This window comes from Leadbettera azotonutricia ZAS-9, from assembly GCF_000214355.1.
Lineage (GTDB): Bacteria > Spirochaetota > Spirochaetia > Treponematales > Breznakiellaceae > Leadbettera > Leadbettera azotonutricia.
Genome location: NC_015577.1, coordinates 1,611,677 through 1,630,710 on the forward strand (window position 1 = coordinate 1,611,677; position 19,034 = coordinate 1,630,710).

The following is a 19,034-nucleotide window of genomic DNA, read 5'->3' on the forward strand; positions in this document are numbered from 1 at the left end:
AATTGATTGACATTTAGTACGGTATAGTACTATACTAAACCAATGATTGATGATGATATCCTAACTATAGAAGAAGTCGCAAAATATCTGCGGGTTTCGGAAAGGACTGTCTATGATTGGGCTCAAAAGGGTGAAATTCCCTCAGGCAAAATCGGCACAGTCTGGCGTTTCAAAAAATCTGAAATTGAAAAATGGGTGAACGACAGGCTTTCGGCCAACAAGCTCCTCCCCCAGTCAGGTTCAGTGCACCTCGAAACCATCATCTCCCCTGACCGCGTACTCTTCCTCAATCATTCTTCCAAGCGGGATGCCCTCATGGCCCTGGCCGACAATATCGCCACTGCCCCCCAGGTAAAAAATCATCAGGAACTGATCCAGGAAATCCTCAAGCGTGACGAGCTTATGAGCACTGCCATAGGCAGGGGCATTGCCATACCCCATGTTCGGCTCTCGTCGGTGACGGACCTGGTGGTTTCGGTGGGGATAAGCCAAACCAATATCATAGACTTTCAGGCCCTGGACGACGAACCAGTGCGCATTCTCATAATGATAGCCGCCGCCTATAACCAGCATGCGTACTATCTCCAGACCCTTTCATTCTTCAGCGCCAGGCTAAAAAACCGGGAGCTCCGCGCTTCCCTTTTGGCTGCCAAGACTTCCGGCGAGGTTTACGCCCTACTTGTCTCGGCGGAATGAATCTTTCCGCAGCCTAATCCAGCGGTATCCCTATCCAGCCCTCTACAGCGCTCATCTTTTCGCCTATAAGACCTATGGAAACCTTGGCGGTGGTTTCAGCCACGAGCCATTGCTTTTTATCTACGGTAAAATGAGCCCCCGGGCCGGGCAAATCAGCAAGCCCCATGGCGTGGCTATATTCTTTTGATACCATAATGCCCGCAGGCACATTGGCCTGGTTCATGATGAGGGCCCACAGCATGGCCCTGGAGTCGCAGTCCCCCCTGCCTTCGAGACAGGCGCTCACAAGGTTCACAAAATCGGAACCCATTAAGTCCCGCTCATACTTGAAATTCTGCACCCATTGCAAAAGCTGGCCCCCCAGGTCGCGGTTTTCCCTGGAGGGGACATTCACCTTCCTCTCGATGATAAAGGCCGCATCCGCGAGCCTGTCATAGGAATCCCGGTAAACAGCCCTGTAAAAGCGGGTCCACGCCTCTTTCCATTGCGCTCCGCTGGCATAACGCTTGAGTACATTGAATTCCCTGTCCACCAGGGCCTGGGCTGCTTCTTTGTCTTCCTCATAAAACCAGGCTTCCGCATCCAATCCCGTTATCTTCATAAGCTTCCGTGTTTCCCTGGGGTAGCTGAATTCCGAAATTGGGCCGGGATAGCGGGTATCCCCATCTTCAGGGGCAATTGAATCCAGGGCTGAAAGATGAAGAGCCTGGATTTCTGTTTTATTCGCGGGCCCGTAAGCCAGGGCCAGGAGCAGAGGTTTTCGGGCAGACGCGCCTCCCTGGGCGCTGCCCGTCTGCGGTAGTTCCACGCAGAACCCCCAGCCGCTCATTGCCTGGGGCTTGGCCCCGTTAAGGGAAAAAGCAAGCTCTATAATAGCCGCCTGTTTATGGCGGTACTCAAAGCTGCTGATTTCTCCCGAGCTTCCCAGCCTGCGCTGTACATCCTTTGCCAATGCTTCTACCGAAGCATACTGATCTTTTCCTGTTGAAGGTGCATAAATCGAAAGATCAAAACCCGCGCCATCCTTGGTGGTAAAGGAAAAACTGTTCTTGCCGTCACCGTCGGTGAATTCATAATCCTCGGGCAGATCAATGGAAAAGCCCCAGGCAGGCGAATAAAGGGGAGAGGCAAAACCTCTGGGGAGCATGAATAGCAAGAGGGCTGGAATAATGACCAGGAGGGAAAATATTCGTTTCATGATATGATTATCGTCAATAATGGCCCTTTGGGAAGGCTGGACAGCCATTTCTTAGGGAAGTATACTGTATCTAACGGTAGATTTATGGACAATTTAAACGGAATAAACGAAAGCAGGAAAACCGCACGGATCGCAGGATTATGGTATCTTGTTTTGGCTATCCCTTCCGCATTCAGCTGGATGTATATTACTAAAATATTTATACCGGGAGATGCAGTTTTAACGGTTCAAAATATCCTTGCAATTATACGCTGACTGGACAGATTGACAAGGAACACTTTTGAAAGACCTTTCAATATTATTCGAAAACAAAGATTGCCTCGTCATAAACAAGCCTGCGGGCCTTGCGGTCCAGGGCGGGGAGGGCATCAAAACCTCCCTGGATTCCCTGCTGGCGGAAAATTACGATCCCCGCCCCCTCCTTGTTCATCGTCTGGACAGGGATACTTCCGGGGTAATATTGGTGGCAAAGAACAAGGAAGCAGCCGCCCGCTTTTCTTCATATTTTGCCGAAAGGAGTCAAGGTTCACAAATTCGCAAGCTCTATCTTGGGATCTGCTCAAAAACGCCTCAGCCTTCTTCAGGCGTCATACGCCTCCCCCTGGAGATCAAAGGAAAAACCAAAGAATCCGAAACCCGTTACCGCCTGGTTTCAGAAAACCCCGGCATTCCCTGTTCCTTGCTGGAGCTTGAACTGGGTTCAGGCCGCATGCACCAGATACGCCGCCACCTTGCCCAAATAAACTGCCCCATACTGGGGGACGACAAATACGGCGACTTTGGGCTAAACAAAACCCTGCACAAATCCATCGGCCTGAAGCGCCTTCTTCTCCATGCTTCGAGGCTTATCATTCCTGAGGAGGGCATAGATATAACCGCGCCCCTGCCCGAATACTTCGCCCCCTTTAGCTTGACATTGGCTGGGGTTTTTTCCCATGATACCTAGTCATGAAAGAAATCGATATAACCAGGCCCTACCTGGAAAGCCTCGCGACTGACGAGCTTGTCCGCATGGCGGATCTCCTGGGTTTTGATATACCTCCGGGTCTGGACAGGATTTTTATCATAGAAGAGCTGTTGGAGAGCACTTCCGAAGAGTTTATGGAGGATGATGAGGAAGAAAACCCCCTAAAAGCAGAATTCATCGATACTGGTTTTTTTGAAGCTGTAGCGCTGCCCCGGCAGTATAATATTACCTTTCTGGAAATCATTATACGGGATCCCCTGTGGGCCTTTGTGTTTTGGGAGCTTAAGGGAAGCGATAAAAACATATTCGAAAAAGCGGCGGATTTTAATGGCTATTACCTCAAAGTGTCTCCTCAAAATGGGGATAAGGAGGGTGTTTTTATTGTGCCTGTAGGCATAGACGATACAGCCTGGTATTTGGGTTTCCCAGCAGGCGATAGCCCGGAGGGGGAGGCAAGAAGCTATATTGTAGAACTCTGCGCCGACAGGGGAGGGGAAGTATCCCTGGCCTCTTCCCCTGCCTTTGCCCTGCCCGGGCTTCCGGGCCGCTTGTGCGCCGGGGGCGATGCCTTAAGACGATTGTCAGGGGCGGAGGATTTCCGCATACTTCGCAGCGGGGACAGGCTCTCCAGGGTTAAAAAACCCAAAGCTTCCTCAGCAGGGTGACATGAACAACAATCCCGTTATTTCCATAGTCCTCAACGCCCATATCCCCTTTATACGGCACCCTGAACAGGCCGAATGCCTGGAAGAGCGCTCGTTTTTTGAGGCCATATCGGACACCTATATTCCCCTCCTCGAAATGTTTGATCGCCTGGACAGGGATCATGTCCCTTTCAGGATGGGCATTTCCATTTCCCCCACCCTCTGCCACATGTTGAACGACAGCCACCTCATGAAGCGTTACCTGACCTTCACGGACAAGCAGATCGAATTCGGGGCCAACGAATTGAAGCGACTTCCGGGGGATGACGCCCTTTCCCGGGGGGTAAAACAGTTTTACGACTGCATGGTGGAGAAGCGGGTGCTTTTTACCGAACGTTACGAGGGCAGCCTTTTAAAAGTGTTTGATTATTACCAGAAGAAGGGCAGGCTCGAATTATTGCTCACCGCCGCAACCCATGCCTTCCTTCCCTTTTATGCCGCATACCCCGAAGCTATCCAGGCCGAGATTGAAGTTGCCATAGGGGCTTATCGCAGCCAATTCGGAAAAAACCCCCAGGGTTTCTGGCTTCCCGAAATGGGCTGGAAGGCGGAGCTTGATTCCTGGCTTCGTTCCTATAATTTTGCCTATACCATGGTTGACACCCATGGCCTGGTGTTCAGTCAGCCCCGTGCGGAAAAGGGGAGTTTCTATCCTGCCAAAACCCCTGCGGGGGTCTTTGTCGTCGGCAGGGATTTCTATGCCAAGGAAGATATAGAGGCGCTGTCATCCTGTTCCGAATACCGGGACAACAAAAAGGATCTGGGCTTTGAATTGCCCCCTGATCTGATCAAGCCCTTTTTGGGAACCCAGGGGGGCAGGGGCTGCACGGGCTATAAATGCCGTACCAGGGGAGGCGCGGTTTATAATTTTGATGAAGCCAGGCAAAAAGCCCAGGATCAGGCCCGCGTATTCCTGAAGAACCGCAAAACCCGGCTCGGCGAGGCCCAGGTCCTCATGGATAAGCCTCCCTTCTGCCTTTGCGCTTTTGACGCGGACAATTTCGGCCGCCGGTGGTACGAAGGCCCCCAATTCCTCGAGACCATTTTCCGCGAAGGCGCGCAGGATTTTCAATTCATGACCCCTGCCGAATATCTTTATAAGCAGGATCCTTCAAGCTTCCAGACCCTGATGCCTGAATTTTCTTCCTGGGGTATTAACGGCTATGGCGAAACCTGGGCAGACGCTTCCAACGACTGGATATACCGCCATACAACCCGCGCCCTGGAGCGCATGATAGAAATATCCGACCGCTTCCCGGATAATTCGGGCCTCAAGGAACGCACCTTAAACCAGGCAGCCCGGGAAATTCTTTTGTCTATGGCATCGGACTGGCCCGGCATGCTCTACAAACAGGAAAATTCCGCCTATGCCCGCCTCCAGATAGAATCCTGCCTGCGCAATTTTACTACTATTTATGAAGCCCTGGGCAGCAACTATATCAGCACCGAATGGCTTACCAGCCTTGAGAAGCGGCACAATATTTTTCCGAACATCAATTACAGGGTTTTCAGAAGAAAGAAATAGGTCAATAATCCAAAGTCTGCATATCGTTTATTCTCTGCTGCACATTCTCCGCATGGGCGATAATGCTGACCCCTTCCCGGGCAGGGTCGAATTTAGGATCAATAGCGAGGACATCTTCCCAATAGCTGCGGGCTGCCGGGTAGTCCCCTTTGGAATAGGCGTCCAGGCCCGCGATGTAAAGCTCGTCCACTTTGGCGGCTCTTTCCTTCCTGCCCCCGTCCCCAAGGTTGAAGCGCACCCCCAGGCTTACCCGGTTCAAAGGCTGCATCTGGGTCAGGAGATCCAGGGTGTAATTTACGTCCAGGGAGATTTTTTCAAATTCTACGGCGCTTCCAACGGTGATGCGCACGCTGCCGGCCTTGCCCATAAGCCCCATCCTCATGGAGAGGAAGTCGGTAATGGATGCGGCAAAACCAGCAGCCCAGTAGGGTCTTTCAGACAGGCTTATGTCTTGCATATTGAGGGGCACAGAGAAATCAAAAGAGATGAGCAATGGCCTTAAAGGTTTATAGGCAATAGCCACGGTAGCCGTGGTGGGCAGGGGGTCGTCCATGGCAGGCGGCCCCAGATTGCGGACAACCAGGGCGGCGGACATGTTTTTTTCCCGGGAGCTATAGGGTTTTAGGAGATCAAAGCGGGTAAGGATGCCTATGTCCGCCATGGCCATTGCTGTCGACTGGGATCTGCCGGAGCCGGAAATGAGGCTTCCTGTGCCGTTCCCCAAATCGTCTGCGTCGGTAAAATCGGGAACTATCCTGAAAGCGCCCTTGATATTGGCCCCCACCGAGAGGCCGGAAAAATAATAGCCGGAAAAAAAGTTGTACGAAATGTTGAGGGCTGCCACGGCTTCGGAATAATAGCCCTTGGAAACCCTGTCGCCATAGATATTATACTCTGTAAAAGGGGTATAGAGCCATTTTCCTGCTGCCGCAAAACCCAGATCTCCAAACCTTGAGGCGAAAACCGCCCCTTCAACCTTGGTATCGGCTATCCAGTTGTTGTGAAAAAGGGCTAGTTCGGTACTGGAAAGCATGGACGAGCCCGCAGGGTTGTATTCGATAAACGAAATATCGTCGGATACTGCCGAAAACGCCCCTGCCATGCCTTCCGAGCGGCCGCCCATGGGCACATTCAGCACCGGAAAGGCAGTGAGGCCGGCGTTTTCGTCGGGCCCGTAGATGGAATTGAGGTAATCGGAAATGGAGCCATAGGAGCCGGAACCGAAATCCAAAGCCCTTGCAGGGATACCTGACAACATGAGGAAAATAATGATACAAAGGACAAGGGGGGCTTTCTTCATCTATCTATAATATATATCGGATTGGAGAAGAATTCTATAAATTATGGAGTATCAAAGGGAAACTATAGAGATTCCAATGGTTCACCGATATTTATAGATAGATTATACTATGATAGGGAGTATTTTGCATAGAAAACAAGCCTCTTGGTTCCTGGCAGCAGTGCTTTTCCTCCTGGCCGCTGCAGGTTCCCTCTATGCAGGGGGCGCCAAGGATACTGTTTTGTCCCAGGCCGACAGCCTTATCGAGAACAAGGAATACGACAGCGCCATACAGATTCTTACCGACTATGTCAAAACAAACCCCGAAAAATTCAACGATGCCCAAAAACGGCTTCAGAAAATAGTCAAGCTCAGGGAAAAGTACAATACCATTGCTGACGAACTCCTGGACACCCTGGTTAATACCCCCGAGGATGATGTAAGAATTCTGGATCTGACCGATCAGCTCATAGCCATTGAACCTGCCACCAATCCATCCACCCAGCGCTTCCTGGACCAGGTGCGGGAGCTTGCGGCTTTCAACAACAACAGGAACAGGCTGGAACGAATTTTGGTTCAGGCCAGGAGCCAGCTGGAACAGGGCAATTACCAGGACGCCCTCGAAACTTATTCTACCGGCCTTGATATTTATCAGGCCGAATATTTTAATTCCGGGTTTGGCCCTGAAGCCGAAGCGGTGGCTTCCAATGGGCTTGAAGCCCTTGCAAAAGGGATTTCCGATTTTGGAAGCCTTTTGGGATCATTTGTCCAGGGGGCCCAGGCAGTGCAGAATCTGGGCACCGGGGCAGTTTCCCTTGCTGATGCCCGGCGGGCTTACAGTACCTTGGCTCTCAGGATGGAGGAAATCTCCCAGATTATGGGCAGCATTGCGGGAGTGGGGAATTCCTATGAAAGCCAGCTGGCAATATTGCAGCGCGAAAATAACGCCCTGGGGGACAGGTCTTTCCTTTCCTTTGCCAATAGGCTCATCCGGGGGCCTGCAGGGCAGGACGAAGGCATGCTGGGCGTCCTGGATCGCTTCTGGAAACAGAACATAGACCCTGCGGACGCTACGGTTTTTGCCCTTGCGGAAAATGCCTATAACCGCGCGCAAACAGCGGCCAACAACCGGGACTATTCCGGGGCCCTTCCCCTTCTGGATACTGCGGAAGGATTCGCCGGACTTTCCCTGGATTTGATCAATAACTGGCTTTCCTTCTATGTGCCTGCAGGGGTTCCCACCCAAATCGTCTATGATCAGCCTGTAGTTTCCCCCATGGTAGGAAGCTACCTGAAATTCCATTCCATGGGCAGGGCTGTTTCGTTTATGAGGGAAGCTGAAAATATCGGCATTAGGGAAGAAGCCATAATCCGGGGCAATTACCAGGCCCTTCCTTTGTGGAGGCAGGGTACTCTGGCACTGTCTAGCGCCGTCAACCAGGAACAGGATAACCGCAGCGCCTTCAATGCCATGATCCGGGAGTTGGCTGTCATCGAGGGGGCCATAAACACAGAAACAGAAACCCTCGGGGTTTACAGCGAAACCCTGGCATTTCTTGCGGATGACGCGGAGAGCCGCACAGAGCTTCCCCTGCTTTACATCAGCCAGGCTGGGAGCATAGTAATGGATCTTGAAAGCCGCATAGGGGATCAGGAATACCAGGCTATAATCAGGCGCTATACTATTTCTGCTGAAGATCTCTCCCGCGAAGTGACTGCCCGGGAAAACGAATTCAACGCAGCCAATATTCAGGTAGAAGGGATCCAGCAGAATTCAGAATCGGGCGAAATCTTCCTCTCCCATTATCCTACTGAAGCCCTGGCGGCCCTTACCCAAATGGGCCAGAGGGCAGCGCAGAATCTTGCCACAGGCAGATCCCTTCTTGCTCTCTATGCCGCGGAACCCCAGAGTCTGACAGGTTCCGGCGAAGTGGGCCGCCTTTACGCCAATGCCCAGGACCTGGTGAACCGTATACTGAATCTTCAGTCCCGGTCGGGGACAGTCATGGCTGCTGCCAGGACCCAGATTGAAAGGGCCAATGCCTTAAGGCTCGAAGGGGACAGGCTCTTCCAGGAATCCCAGACCGCTTTGGCAAGAAACAATTTTGAAACAGCCAGGGAAAGGCTGCAGATGGCAACAGTGCGTTACCACGATTCATTGGCCATACAGGAATCCCCTTCCCTCCGTACATCCTGGGATACCCGCCTTGTGAACCATGGCGCCGAGATAGTCAGGGTAGAGAATGAAATAGTAGTCAGAGATGTGCGCAATCTGGTAAACAATGCCAGAACCAATTATTATGCCGGAAACCTTGAACAGGCCGAGGATCAACTGGTCCGCGCCCAGAGCCGCTGGAGTGTCACCAATTCTACCGAAGAACCCGAAGTGATCTATTGGCTCAACCTGGTCCGGGGCGCTCTTTCCCTCCAGTCGGGCAGAGCCATTCCCCAGACAGCTCCCCTGTATGCCGAGATGAGCCAGCTCTTAAGCGACGCCAAGAGGAACTACGATGAAGGGGTTCGGCTCCTCAACAGCGGACAGAGGGCTCCGGGGCTTGCGCGCTTTGCGGAGGCCAGGCAAAAAACCAGGGATGTCAGGCTCATGTTCCCCATGAATCAGGAAGCGCGGCTTCTGGAACTGAGAATAGATCAGCAGACGGATCTTAGCGTATTTAACGCTGCATTCAGGCAGCGCCTTAACGATGCAGTGGCAGGTACCAAGCCGGCTGTAAGATCCACCCAGTCCTTTGCGGATCTTCAGGATCTGGTGCAGATAAATCCCGATTATCCGGGGATCAGGCAGCTTCTGACCCAGGCCGAAATTGATATGGGGTACCGTCCCCCTCCGCCTGACCCCAGGGCTATTGCCCGATCCAACGAACTTACCCAGGCAGCCATGACCATTATCAATGCCAGGAATTCAACCCAATATGAAGTAGCCCTGGCACAGCTCAACGAGGCCATACAGCTCAATCCCAACAATACCCAGGCCCAGAGGGGCAAGGATCAGGTTCAAACATGGATGACCGGAACAGGCACCATAGTGCTGGACAGCCATTCCCAGGATGAATACACTCGGGCTGTCCAGGAATTCACCAGAGGCAATAATCTGACTGCCCTGGCAATAGTGCACCAGCTTCTGCAGAATCCCCGGAATCAGAATTCAACCCTCATCCTGGAATTGCAGCGAAGGATCGAGTCGGTTCTATGATGACAAAACAGCTAAAATTATCAGCCTTCGTATTTGCCCTCTTTTTTCTCTTTCAGGGCATGCTGTTTGGACAGACCAGTTTTTTCTGGGAACAGCCTGAAGTTTTTTCCGGACCCCGGGGGAGCTTTCCCGTCTCCGCTTCTACAGGCGATTTGGGCATATTGGTATGGCAGGAGACGGACAGGAGAGCTGTATCCGGCGCCAACGGTTCAGGAGACGGCGCCATCAGTATTGCCCTGGCAGTCAAGAAGCCCGGCGCTTCCTGGGAAAACAAAGGCATCATTGGGGGTCCTTATCTATATTCCGGTACGGAGCCTTCAATAATCAGCGCGGTCATAGATAAACAGAACCGCATACTCATTGCCGCCGCAGCTTCGGCGGCGGAGACGGAGATCCTCATCTCGGGCGACGAGGGCCAAAGCTTCGAAAAGTACCGGATAGATTCGGGTACAGAATCGTCGGTGGCGCCCCGGATCGCGGTACGTTCCGACGGCGGCTATCTGCTCTTTGTAACCAGGGGCAGCGACAGTTCCCTTTCGCTTTATTATGCCCTGTCGGACAACGGCCGTGTCTGGTCTGCTTTCAGGCCCTTTGTTACTGATAACGCGATGCAGCTCAATTTCCTCCCCTCTCATGCTTCTTACGGGGGCAGGGAATATGTGATCTTCCAGTCATTTACCGGCAGTTCCGAAACCATCCCAACCTTCCAGCTCTTTCTGAAAATGTCGAGCGATAACGGCCGGACCTGGGGGCCTTCGCAGCGTTTCACTTCTTTCAGGGACGCCTATATGTACACCAGCGCCACTGCTGATAATTTTGATAATCAGCGTCCCCAGCTTACCGTGCAGAACGATTCCCTCTTTCTGGTTTGGGAGCGGCGCTACCGTACAGGCTCTCCCCAAGTTTATGCCGCCCGGATACGGGCCGACGGCAGCCTTATAGGCGCTCCCGAGCGTATCAATACCAATGATGCCTATTGCAATAACCCTGTTGCATTTACCTATGGCGGCGATACCAAAGTAATCTGGTTCGATAACCGAAGGGGAGGCAACAGGATCTATTTGGCGCAAAGAGAAGGGCTCAACTGGATCAATACGGATCTTTCAGGTTCTGTAGGGGGAGACGCTTCCTTTGGCCGCTCTGTTGTCGATTCCGACGGCCTCTTTATTTTCTGGCAGACCACAACCGCTCAGGGCAGCGCCAGGATCTATTCGCTGCTTCCTGATACTTCCGTAAATCCTGTGCGCATTACCGCAGGGAATTTTACGCCCGGGCGCAGGACCCGAGGAGAAAGGGCGAGATTCTCCTGGAATGTTCCTGTTGATTCTTCGGGTATTTCCGGTTTTGCCTATGCCTGGAGCAAAGATGAAGATGTTGTCCCAAATAAAAATATCATGGTTTACAATACCAGAGATTCAGCAGCCACCAGTGCAGAAACTGTTGCAGATGATGACGGAAGCTGGTATTTCACCATCATAGCCCAGGACTATGCGGGCAACTGGTCGCCCCCTTCGCGGATAGAATATATACGGGATACGATTCCTCCTCCTGCCGCAGCGATTATACAGCCCGATCTGGACGAAAACGGCTTCCTGCTGTCTAACACTTTTACGCTTAACTGGAATGTTCCTCCCGCGTCTGATATTGCAGGGTATACCTGGGATCTTCAATACCTGGGATCTTCCGCCCAATTCAGCTCCATGGATAATGGGATCTTCCAGGCTGCTGCCAGCGAACTCTATCCCGGGAGCAGGGCGGCGGCACCCAGGGTTCAGGGCACAGGGACTTCTGTTTCCTATACCAATCAGGACGATGGGGTTTGGCTCTTCACTGTCCGGGCAATTGATGAAGTGGGGAATGTTGGCCCTCACTCAAGCATATATTTCAGAACCGATAAATATGTGCCCCATACCTACATAACCTGGGTTGACGCCAGCCAGGACGAGCAGGGCATACTGGATCTCAGGATTATGGGCAGGGGCTTTGCCGACGGCGGCAGCGTGATCCGGGTCTTCCTGGACAAAGACGGGCAGGAACCTTACGACAGGGAATTTTATTTACGCAACGACGATTATAGGATTGCGTCGGACAGGGAAATAAACGGCCTCCGCATCGAAGATATCGAAGAAGGCAATTACAGGGTAGGGGTAGAACATCCCGTGCGGGGCCTTTATATAACAGGCCCAATGGTAGCAATAAACGAAACCGGTACCGTCAAATTCGGCGATTATGGAAGTATCTGGCAGCCTTCATGGTTGCTGCGTCATGCCCGCCGTTTCATTTTTGATACTGCCTGGTTTGTAGTTATAGCAATACTGGTTTTGTGCGGTCTGGGGATTTTGGTTGTTATCCGGGGTATAGGCAATGTTGTAGCCGAAAGCGCCGTTATACGCCTGGATGCCGCCGCCCTTATTACAGGAGATTTTATGCCATCGGAAAAGAAAAAACGGCTTGCCCGGATCAAGCGGCGGGGCATAGGCCTCCGCTTTAAAATGGCTTCCTTTACGGTTGCCCTGGTAATGCTGGTAGTAGTAATGGTGTCGGCTCCCCTTTACGTCATGATGACCCGGACTCAGCGCGATACACTGCTCCAGGGACTTTGGGATCGTTCAACAGTTCTTCTCGAAGGGCTTGCTACCAATACCCGGGCCTATCTCCCTATGGGGAATATTCTGGAATTGGGCTTCCTGCCTGCCCAGATGAGCGCCATTCCCGAAGCCCGGTATGTTACCATTACCGGCTACAATCCTGATACTACTATTTTTGATGACGCGGTCTGGGCCACCAATGATACGGATATCCTTGCCAAGGTCGATACGGTCGAATTCCAGCCCGGAGTTTCGCGGATCACGGATGAAATTACTCCCCGGCTGCAGGGAATCGCCGATGAACTGAACGATCAGGCGCGGTCTGCGGTAGGAGATCTTTCCGCCACTATCGCGAGTTTTAACCAGGAAGCCAGATCCATTGCCACCAACCTGGACGCAGCCAGCCAGCAGCGCCTGGAAGATATTCAGGTTACTACCCGAAGCCTTGAAGCGCAGCTTACCGAAAGGCTCTCGGAAATTGGCCGGCAAATCAGGTCTGAACCGGAATTCTCGACGGACAATTTCACGGCGGATAAAAGTCGTGTCTACGTCTTTTTTAAACCGGTTATGTACCGGCAAGGCACGGAGGATACTTACTTCCGGGGACTCATAAGGCTTGAAGTTTCCATAGATTCCATACTGGAAGATATTGCCGAAGGCCAGCAGGATCTTTTGCGTATCATCATCGTGGTTGCCCTGGCAGCCATTGCCATAGGGGCTGTGGGCGCTCTCGTGCTTTCAACCCTTATCATCCATCCTATAAGGCGGCTTGTGAGCCATGTAGAGGTGATACGCGATACTGAGGATAAGGCGGATCTTGAAGGCGTGGACATACATATCAAAACCCACGACGAGATTGCCGTTTTGGGAAACACCATCAACGACATGACCCACGGCCTGGTAAAAGCCGCTGCTGCTGCCTCGGATCTTTCCATAGGCAAGGAAATCCAGAAAAAGTTCATACCCCTTGATCTCGATAAGGAAGGGAACAAGCTGAGCACAGGCTATAAAAAAAGCGAGAACGCTCACTTCTTTGGATATTACGAAGGCGCAAAGGGCGTGTCAGGCGACTATTTCGATTATCAGGATCTGGACGGCCGCTATTACGCTGTTATCAAGTGCGACGTTGCAGGCAAAGGCATCCCTGCGGCACTCATCATGATCCAGGTAGCCACCATGTTCCTCAACTACTTCAAGCAGTGGAAGCCCACAGAGAAGGGCATGCACATTGAGGACGTGGTTTACCAGATAAACGAGTTCATCGAGACCCTGGCTTTCAAAGGGCGTTTTGCCGCCTTTACCCTCTGCCTCTTCGACTCCCAGACAGGTAAAGTGCGCTTCTGCAACGCCGGCGACAATATCATCCACCTCTTCGACGCCTCGGAGGGCTGCATGAAAACCCTGACCCTCCCGGAGACGCCTGCCACCGGCGTACTCCCCAACTTCATGGTCGAATCCAAAGGCGGCTATTCAGTTCAGACCATGACCCTCGATCACGGCGACATACTCCTGCTCTATACCGACGGTATTGAAGAAGCGAAGCGCAAATTCCGCAACTCTGCCTTCGAAGACATTATTTGTACCGAAGGAGGCGCCCCCAACGACACGCCCCACGAAAACCACGTAGTAGGCCAGGGCGATGAAGAAATGGGTCCCGACCGGGTTCTGGCCATCATCAATGCAGTGATGAACAAGGGAACCTATACCCTCCACAAATGGCACAACCCCGAAGGGGATGCAACAGATCTAAACTTCGATTTTACTTCCTGTGACGGCAAGGTCGAAGAAGTGATCATGGCCATGGTATCAGTTGAAAAAATGTTCCGCTGCTATAAAGATCCAAAAGCCACTGCGGATAACAGGGTTCTGGTGGACAAGAAGATAGACGACTTCCTCAAGGAACACTTCCTCCAGTACCGCAGCTATTGTTCCTTTACCCGGGAGAACCCTGGCAATGATGCGTATATGTATTATACTAATGTCAAAGAGGACGATCAGTACGACGACCTCACCATATTGGGAATCAAGCGCAAATAGGGGGCATAACATGGCATTCAGCGATAGAATGAAAGAAGTTTTTGATCAAAGTGTAGCGGCTTCCAAGGAACTTGCCGCCAAAGCGGGCGCCACAGCCCAGAAGCTGGGCGAACAGGGTGTCCTCATGGTTGAAATCAGGCAGCTTGAAGCCCAGGCCCAAAAGCTTGTGGGTCGCCTCGGTGCCGAAGCCTACCAGGCATTTGCGGAGCGTCAGGAAGATACCATCTCGGCCGGCTCTGCCCCGATTCGGACTATACTCTCGGAGCTTGCCCTGGTCAGAGAATCCATCGAGAGAAAAGAAGCGGAGCTGAAGCTTAAAAAGGGCAATTAAGACAATCTGAATCGTGAATCCAATAAAAGCCCTGCCCCTTTTTTTGTGCCTCCTCTTGCCATTGGCAGTTTTTGGCCAGACCCAGGAAATGCTCCTCCTTTCTTCGGTAGCCTACGATGAGATGGATACCCTCTATCTCCTTAAAGGGTTAGGTTCGCCTTCAAGTGCCCGGCCCTGGACAAAGGCCGAAGCCTCATTGATTCTGGATAAAATCGATAGTTCCGCCCTAAGCGCCAAAGAACAAGCCTTATACGACCATATTGCTTCCCTGGTTTATGAGCCCCTCCGTTTTTCCCTGGATAAGCTTGCGACCTTGGACGCAGGGCTGGAGTTTGCCCTGGAAGCCTATATGCACACTAACAGCAGCGATTATGTAAGGGAAGAAGATTGGGTGTATGGCTATGAGGAACGCCGGCCCCTTTTGAATGCATACCTGGAATTAAACCTGGGCTCCTGGTTCTCTGTGTACACCGATGCCCGCTACGGCAGGAACCGTTTCAACCAGCGGGATCTGAACCGCGACTCAGGCGATTTGCCCGGAGGCCTTGGGGCGGTAATTCCTCCCAACCCTGAAACAGGGGTCCCCTTTCCCTATTATTCCTGGGCGTATAGCCGCCCCTTCCTGAGCAATGTACCCACAGGCATCGACGAATTTGATTTTGACTGGCCCAAGAGGGCGGTGCTGACTCTCGGGGGCGCCCATTGGAACATCAGCCTTGCCCGGGATAAGCTCCAGTGGGGCAGGGGGAAAACAGGCAATTTTGTTTTCGATAGCCATAGGGACTATGACGAGTATTTCAAGGTTTCAGCTTTTTCTTCAAATTTCAAATATGAATGGCTCAATGTTTTTTATACCAGCCCCGAATCCATGGGGGAGCCGCTCAAGATTTTCATGGCCCACAGGCTGGAATTCCGCCTGTTTCCGTCCCTGGTTCTGGCAGTTTCAGAAAACATCATATACAAGGGCGAGGGCTTCAATCCCCGTTATCTCAATCCTGCCTTTATTTTTCATAATTGGCTGGATCGCACCATGTTCAATGCCCTGGCCCACCTGGAATTGGACTTCGCCCCCGTTAAAGGATACCGCCTTTATATCCAGACGGTCTTTGATCAGATCCGCGCCACCTGGGAAGACGATATTGAACCTTGGTCCTGGGGCATGCTTGGAGGCATAGAGCATGCGCGCTTCGCGGGCCCCGGGGTACTGAATCTTTCCCTGGAAGCCGCTTATACTTCGCCTCTCCTGTACCGGAGGGATGAGGTGGATTTTATAACTCTGGGCACGACCAGGGTGAATGGTTCTCCGGACCCCCTTTATTTTGATTATACAGGCTATCCTTATGGCGGCGATGCCCTGGTTTTCCAGATTGATTCCTCATACCGCTTCCCGAATTCGGCGCTCCTTTCCGGCCGGTTTTTTGCCATGGTTCATGGTAAAATGAACCCCTTTGTCTCCCACAACAAAGAAGGAAACAACACCGGCCTTGCCAACCTTGACTCCCATACCCCCTCGGGCAGCACAGACGAACAGGAGCTGACATTGGGCGCCATGTTCAAAGGGAGCTATGGCTTCCCAAAAAAGTTCCTCCGCTTAACCCTCACAGCCTGGTCGGAGCTCGATTTGCTCTTCAAAAAGAACAAGCTCATGGTTTCAGAAAATGGCACAGGCGAAAGCCTGGTTTACCATAAACCAGGCTGGGCAGGGGACTTCCAGTTTTCTTTGGGATTCGGGCTTAAGATTTAGCTATTTTAACTTCCCGCTTTCAGGGAAGTTAAATTTATTCGTGGCGAGGGGGTTAATACCCCGCCCCTTGGGGCGGTTAAAAAGGTATTAAGCCCCGAGTCCAATTCCTTAAGAGAACAACATACCTCGCGGCTTGCCGCGGGGTTGTTGATCCGGACTTTCCCCGGCAGTCGGTAAATATCAAAATCCGCGTCTATGCTGATAATTGAACGAATTCCGGTTTTTTCCGCAGCGAATACCAGGGTTGCATCGGCAAAGTCCATGAGCCTATCCTGATATTTTTAGTGCTCAAATAGTCCCCGATAGTGGTCAGCACGTCCAGGTCTGTGGTGGCTCAGGGTGGATAACCACCCGGTTCTACCCGGCTACCAAATTCAATTCTCGCCGCTTGACATTTTTTCGATATTTCGTTATATTTATATTAAGATAAGCAATTTCCGGGACTGTGTTTTTCCTGTGAAAATTTTTCTAAAAAATCGCTAAACCCACTTGACAAAGACTCAAGGGGCGTAGTAATGTCTCGGAACCCGCCTAAAAACCTGAAGGTTAAGGCGGGCAGGGCAGCCGGAAGGCCAAGCCCAAGAACAGTTCTTTGGCAATATAGGGAAGGGGAGAAAGAAAGATTACGACAGGGGCGCGYAAGCGTTCCTGCCAAGCCAAGCAGAGATGTTTTCAGGAAACTGGAGATATTGAAGCGAGCGTATCGAGGGAAGGACGATGGCGAAAGCCATCGACTTGAAATGGATAATTCTTTCGGCCTTCGGGTCGTCAGAAACTATATCATGGAGAGTTTGATCCTGGCTCAGAACGAACGCTGGCGGCGCGTCTTAAGCATGCAAGTCGAGCGGCAAGGGGGAGCAATCCCCCCTAGAGCGGCGGACTGGTGAGTAACGCGTGGGTGACCTACCTCAAGGCTGGGGATAGCCATTAGAAATAGTGGGTAATACCGAATGTGGTTATTGGGCTGTGGCCCGATAAAGAAAGGCGCTTCGGCGCCGCCTTGGGATGGGCCCGCGTCCCATTAGGTAGTTGGCGGGGTAAGAGCCCACCAAGCCTGTGATGGGTAGCCGGCCTGAGAGGGTGAACGGCCACATTGGGACTGAGATACGGCCCAAACTCCTACGGGAGGCAGCAGCTAAGAATATTCCGCAATGGACGAAAGTCTGACGGAGCGACGCCGCGTGGATGACGAAGGCCGAAAGGTTGTAAAATCCTTTTGCCAGCGAAGAATAAGCGAGGGAGGGAATGCCCGCGCGATGACGTTAGCTGGTGAATAAGCCCCGGCTAATTACGTGCCAGCAGCCGCGGTAACACGTAAGGGGCGAGCGTTGTTCGGAATTATTGGGCGTAAAGGGCGCGTAGGCGGTTATGCAAGTCTGGTGTGAAATACCGAAGCTCAACTTCGGCACTGCATTGGAAACTGTGTGACTAGAGTCATGGAGGGGCAGTTGGAATTCCGAGTGTAGGGGTGAAATCTGTAGATATTCGGAAGAACACCGGTGGCGAAGGCGAACTGCTAGCCAATGACTGACGCTGAGGCGCGAAAGTGCGGGGAGCAAACAGGATTAGATACCCTGGTAGTCCGCACTATAAACGATGTGCACTAGGTGTTGGACCGAGCGGTTCAGTGCCGGAGCGAACGTGATAAGTGCACCGCCTGGGGAGTATGCCCGCAAGGGTGAAACTCAAAGGAATTGACGGGGGCCCGCACAAGCGGTGGAGCATGTGGTTTAATTCGATGATACGCGAGGAACCTTACCTGGGTTTGACATGGTAGCGAATGGAGCAGAGATGTTTCAGCGCCGCAAGGCGCGCTATCACAGGTGCTGCATGGCTGTCGTCAGCTCGTGCCGTGAGGTGTTGGGTTAAGTCCCGCAACGAGCGCAACCCCTACTGCCAGTTACTAACACGCAACGGTGAGGACTCTGGCGGAACTGCCGGTGACAAACCGGAGGAAGGTGGGGATGACGTCAAGTCATCATGGCCCTTATGTCCAGGGCTACACACGTGCTACAATGGGCGGTACAAAGCGAAGCGAATCCGCGAGGAACAAGCGAAACGCCGAAAGCCGCCCGTAGTTCGGATTGAAGTCTGAAACCCGACTTCATGAAGTTGGAATCGCTAGTAATCGCGCATCAGCATGGCGCGGTGAATACGTTCCCGGGCCTTGTACACACCGCCCGTCACACCATCCGAGTTGGAGGTACCCAAAGCCGGTAGCTTAACCGCAAGGGGAGCGCTGTCCAAGGTAAATTTAGTGAGGAGGGTGAAGTCGTAACAAGGTAGCCGTACTGGAAAGTGCGGCTGGATCACCTCCTTTCACTGTGAAAGGGAACGGGGCTTATGAACAGTCCCGGCAAGGAGGGTTTCGAAAGAGCCCTCCTGGCAATGGTCCTGCAAAAGGGGCTGCTGCCAAAAGACTGCTAACTTAATGAGCATTAAGTAGCAGTGGAGTTTTGTTTACAAAACTCCAAGGCAAAAGCTGCAAAGCTTTTSCCACCTCTCGATACAATCTTTCTTCTCCTTTTCCCTTTTTTTGAATGTTACCGTTCTATTTATTATAGAACGATACAGATAAAAGACTAAGCGGGGATATAGCTCAGCTGGTAGAGCGCCAGCTTTGCAAGCTGGATGTCAGGGGTTCGAATCTCCTTATCTCCAATTCCAATTTAGTAATATTAAGAACCCCGAAAGGGTTTTTATAAAGTTCTTTGAAACACATAGGGAAGGGACATGGAGTAGAATCCAATAGGA

General features: G+C 52.1%; 11 protein-coding genes, 1 tRNA gene, 1 rRNA gene and 1 pseudogene. 11 read left to right on the top strand and 3 right to left on the bottom strand.

Features of this window, described 5'->3' with window-relative positions; translation table 11 throughout:
* Window positions 1-42 precede the first annotated feature (42 nt).
* The gene (locus tag TREAZ_RS06985; protein ID WP_015711126.1) at window positions 43-696 is read left to right on the top strand and encodes a PTS sugar transporter subunit IIA; all 654 of its coding nucleotides are present in this window, start codon (window positions 43-45) and stop codon (window positions 694-696) included.
* 13 nt (window positions 697-709) lie between these two features.
* On the opposite strand, the gene TREAZ_RS06990 is transcribed toward TREAZ_RS06985, so the two are convergent.
* Window positions 710-1,894: a hypothetical protein gene (locus TREAZ_RS06990; RefSeq protein ID WP_043923359.1), complete on the bottom strand. Its 1,185-nt coding sequence runs from the start codon at window positions 1,892-1,894 to the stop codon at window positions 710-712.
* Window positions 1,895-1,921: 27 nt separating this feature from the next.
* On the opposite strand from TREAZ_RS06990, the gene TREAZ_RS18035 reads away from it, so the two are divergent.
* The 4 genes from TREAZ_RS18035 to TREAZ_RS07005 are packed head-to-tail and all read left to right on the top strand — an operon-like array spanning window position 1,922 to window position 5,090.
* Window positions 1,922-2,149, top strand: coding sequence for a hypothetical protein (locus TREAZ_RS18035; RefSeq protein ID WP_148257737.1), 228 nt, complete (start codon window positions 1,922-1,924; stop codon window positions 2,147-2,149).
* Between the two features lie 25 nt (window positions 2,150-2,174).
* Window positions 2,175-2,840: an RluA family pseudouridine synthase gene (locus tag TREAZ_RS06995; protein WP_015711129.1), complete on the top strand. Its 666-nt coding sequence runs from the start codon at window positions 2,175-2,177 to the stop codon at window positions 2,838-2,840.
* Between the two features lie 2 nt (window positions 2,841-2,842).
* Window positions 2,843-3,526, top strand: a complete 684-nt coding sequence (locus TREAZ_RS07000) for a DUF4912 domain-containing protein (RefSeq protein ID WP_015711130.1) — start codon at window positions 2,843-2,845, stop codon at window positions 3,524-3,526.
* 1 nt (window position 3,527) lies between these two features.
* The gene (locus TREAZ_RS07005; RefSeq protein WP_015711131.1) at window positions 3,528-5,090 is read left to right on the top strand and encodes a 1,4-alpha-glucan branching protein domain-containing protein; all 1,563 of its coding nucleotides are present in this window, start codon (window positions 3,528-3,530) and stop codon (window positions 5,088-5,090) included.
* Window position 5,091: 1 nt separating this feature from the next.
* Here TREAZ_RS07005 and TREAZ_RS07010 read toward each other — a convergent pair whose 3' ends face one another.
* Window positions 5,092-6,390, bottom strand: a complete 1,299-nt coding sequence (locus TREAZ_RS07010) for a UPF0164 family protein (RefSeq protein WP_015711132.1) — start codon at window positions 6,388-6,390, stop codon at window positions 5,092-5,094.
* A gap of 124 nt (window positions 6,391-6,514) precedes the next feature.
* Here TREAZ_RS07010 and TREAZ_RS07015 point away from each other — a divergent pair, with 124 nt between their 5' ends.
* The 4 genes from TREAZ_RS07015 to TREAZ_RS07030 are packed head-to-tail and all read left to right on the top strand — an operon-like array spanning window position 6,515 to window position 16,280.
* Window positions 6,515-9,580, top strand: coding sequence for a tetratricopeptide repeat protein (locus TREAZ_RS07015; RefSeq protein WP_015711133.1), 3,066 nt, complete (start codon window positions 6,515-6,517; stop codon window positions 9,578-9,580).
* Window positions 9,577-14,205 (top strand): SpoIIE family protein phosphatase, encoded by a 4,629-nt coding sequence (locus TREAZ_RS07020; protein ID WP_015711134.1) that lies wholly within the window; start codon window positions 9,577-9,579, stop codon window positions 14,203-14,205. Before TREAZ_RS07015 ends, TREAZ_RS07020 begins: the two co-directional genes overlap by 4 nt.
* A gap of 10 nt (window positions 14,206-14,215) precedes the next feature.
* Window positions 14,216-14,536 (top strand): hypothetical protein, encoded by a 321-nt coding sequence (locus tag TREAZ_RS07025; RefSeq protein ID WP_015711135.1) that lies wholly within the window; start codon window positions 14,216-14,218, stop codon window positions 14,534-14,536.
* A gap of 13 nt (window positions 14,537-14,549) precedes the next feature.
* A complete protein-coding gene (locus TREAZ_RS07030; RefSeq protein WP_015711136.1) occupies window positions 14,550-16,280 on the top strand; it encodes a capsule assembly Wzi family protein in 1,731 nt (576 codons plus the stop codon).
* A 143-nt stretch (window positions 16,281-16,423) separates the two neighbouring features.
* Here TREAZ_RS07030 and TREAZ_RS18695 read toward each other — a convergent pair.
* Window positions 16,424-16,561 (bottom strand): annotated as a pseudogene (locus TREAZ_RS18695) (pilus assembly protein); the annotation flags it as partial.
* A gap of 498 nt (window positions 16,562-17,059) precedes the next feature.
* Here TREAZ_RS18695 and TREAZ_RS07040 point away from each other — a divergent pair.
* A 16S ribosomal RNA gene (locus TREAZ_RS07040) occupies window positions 17,060-18,600 on the top strand.
* Window positions 18,601-18,868: 268 nt separating this feature from the next.
* A tRNA-Ala gene (locus tag TREAZ_RS07045) sits at window positions 18,869-18,941 on the top strand.
* Window positions 18,942-19,034 lie beyond the last annotated feature (93 nt).

Excerpts from the sequence above, each read along its gene's own strand:
- TREAZ_RS06985 (WP_015711126.1), top strand. The coding sequence starts at position 43 with ATGATTGATGATGATATCCTAACTATAGAAGAAGTCGCAAAATATCTG.
- TREAZ_RS06990 (WP_043923359.1), bottom strand. The coding sequence starts at position 1,894 with ATGAAACGAATATTTTCCCTCCTGGTCATTATTCCAGCCCTCTTGCTA.
- TREAZ_RS07000 (WP_015711130.1), top strand. The coding sequence starts at position 2,843 with ATGAAAGAAATCGATATAACCAGGCCCTACCTGGAAAGCCTCGCGACT.
- TREAZ_RS07005 (WP_015711131.1), top strand. The coding sequence starts at position 3,528 with ATGAACAACAATCCCGTTATTTCCATAGTCCTCAACGCCCATATCCCC.
- TREAZ_RS07010 (WP_015711132.1), bottom strand. The coding sequence starts at position 6,390 with ATGAAGAAAGCCCCCCTTGTCCTTTGTATCATTATTTTCCTCATGTTG.
- TREAZ_RS07020 (WP_015711134.1), top strand. The coding sequence starts at position 9,577 with ATGATGACAAAACAGCTAAAATTATCAGCCTTCGTATTTGCCCTCTTT.
- TREAZ_RS07025 (WP_015711135.1), top strand. The coding sequence starts at position 14,216 with ATGGCATTCAGCGATAGAATGAAAGAAGTTTTTGATCAAAGTGTAGCG.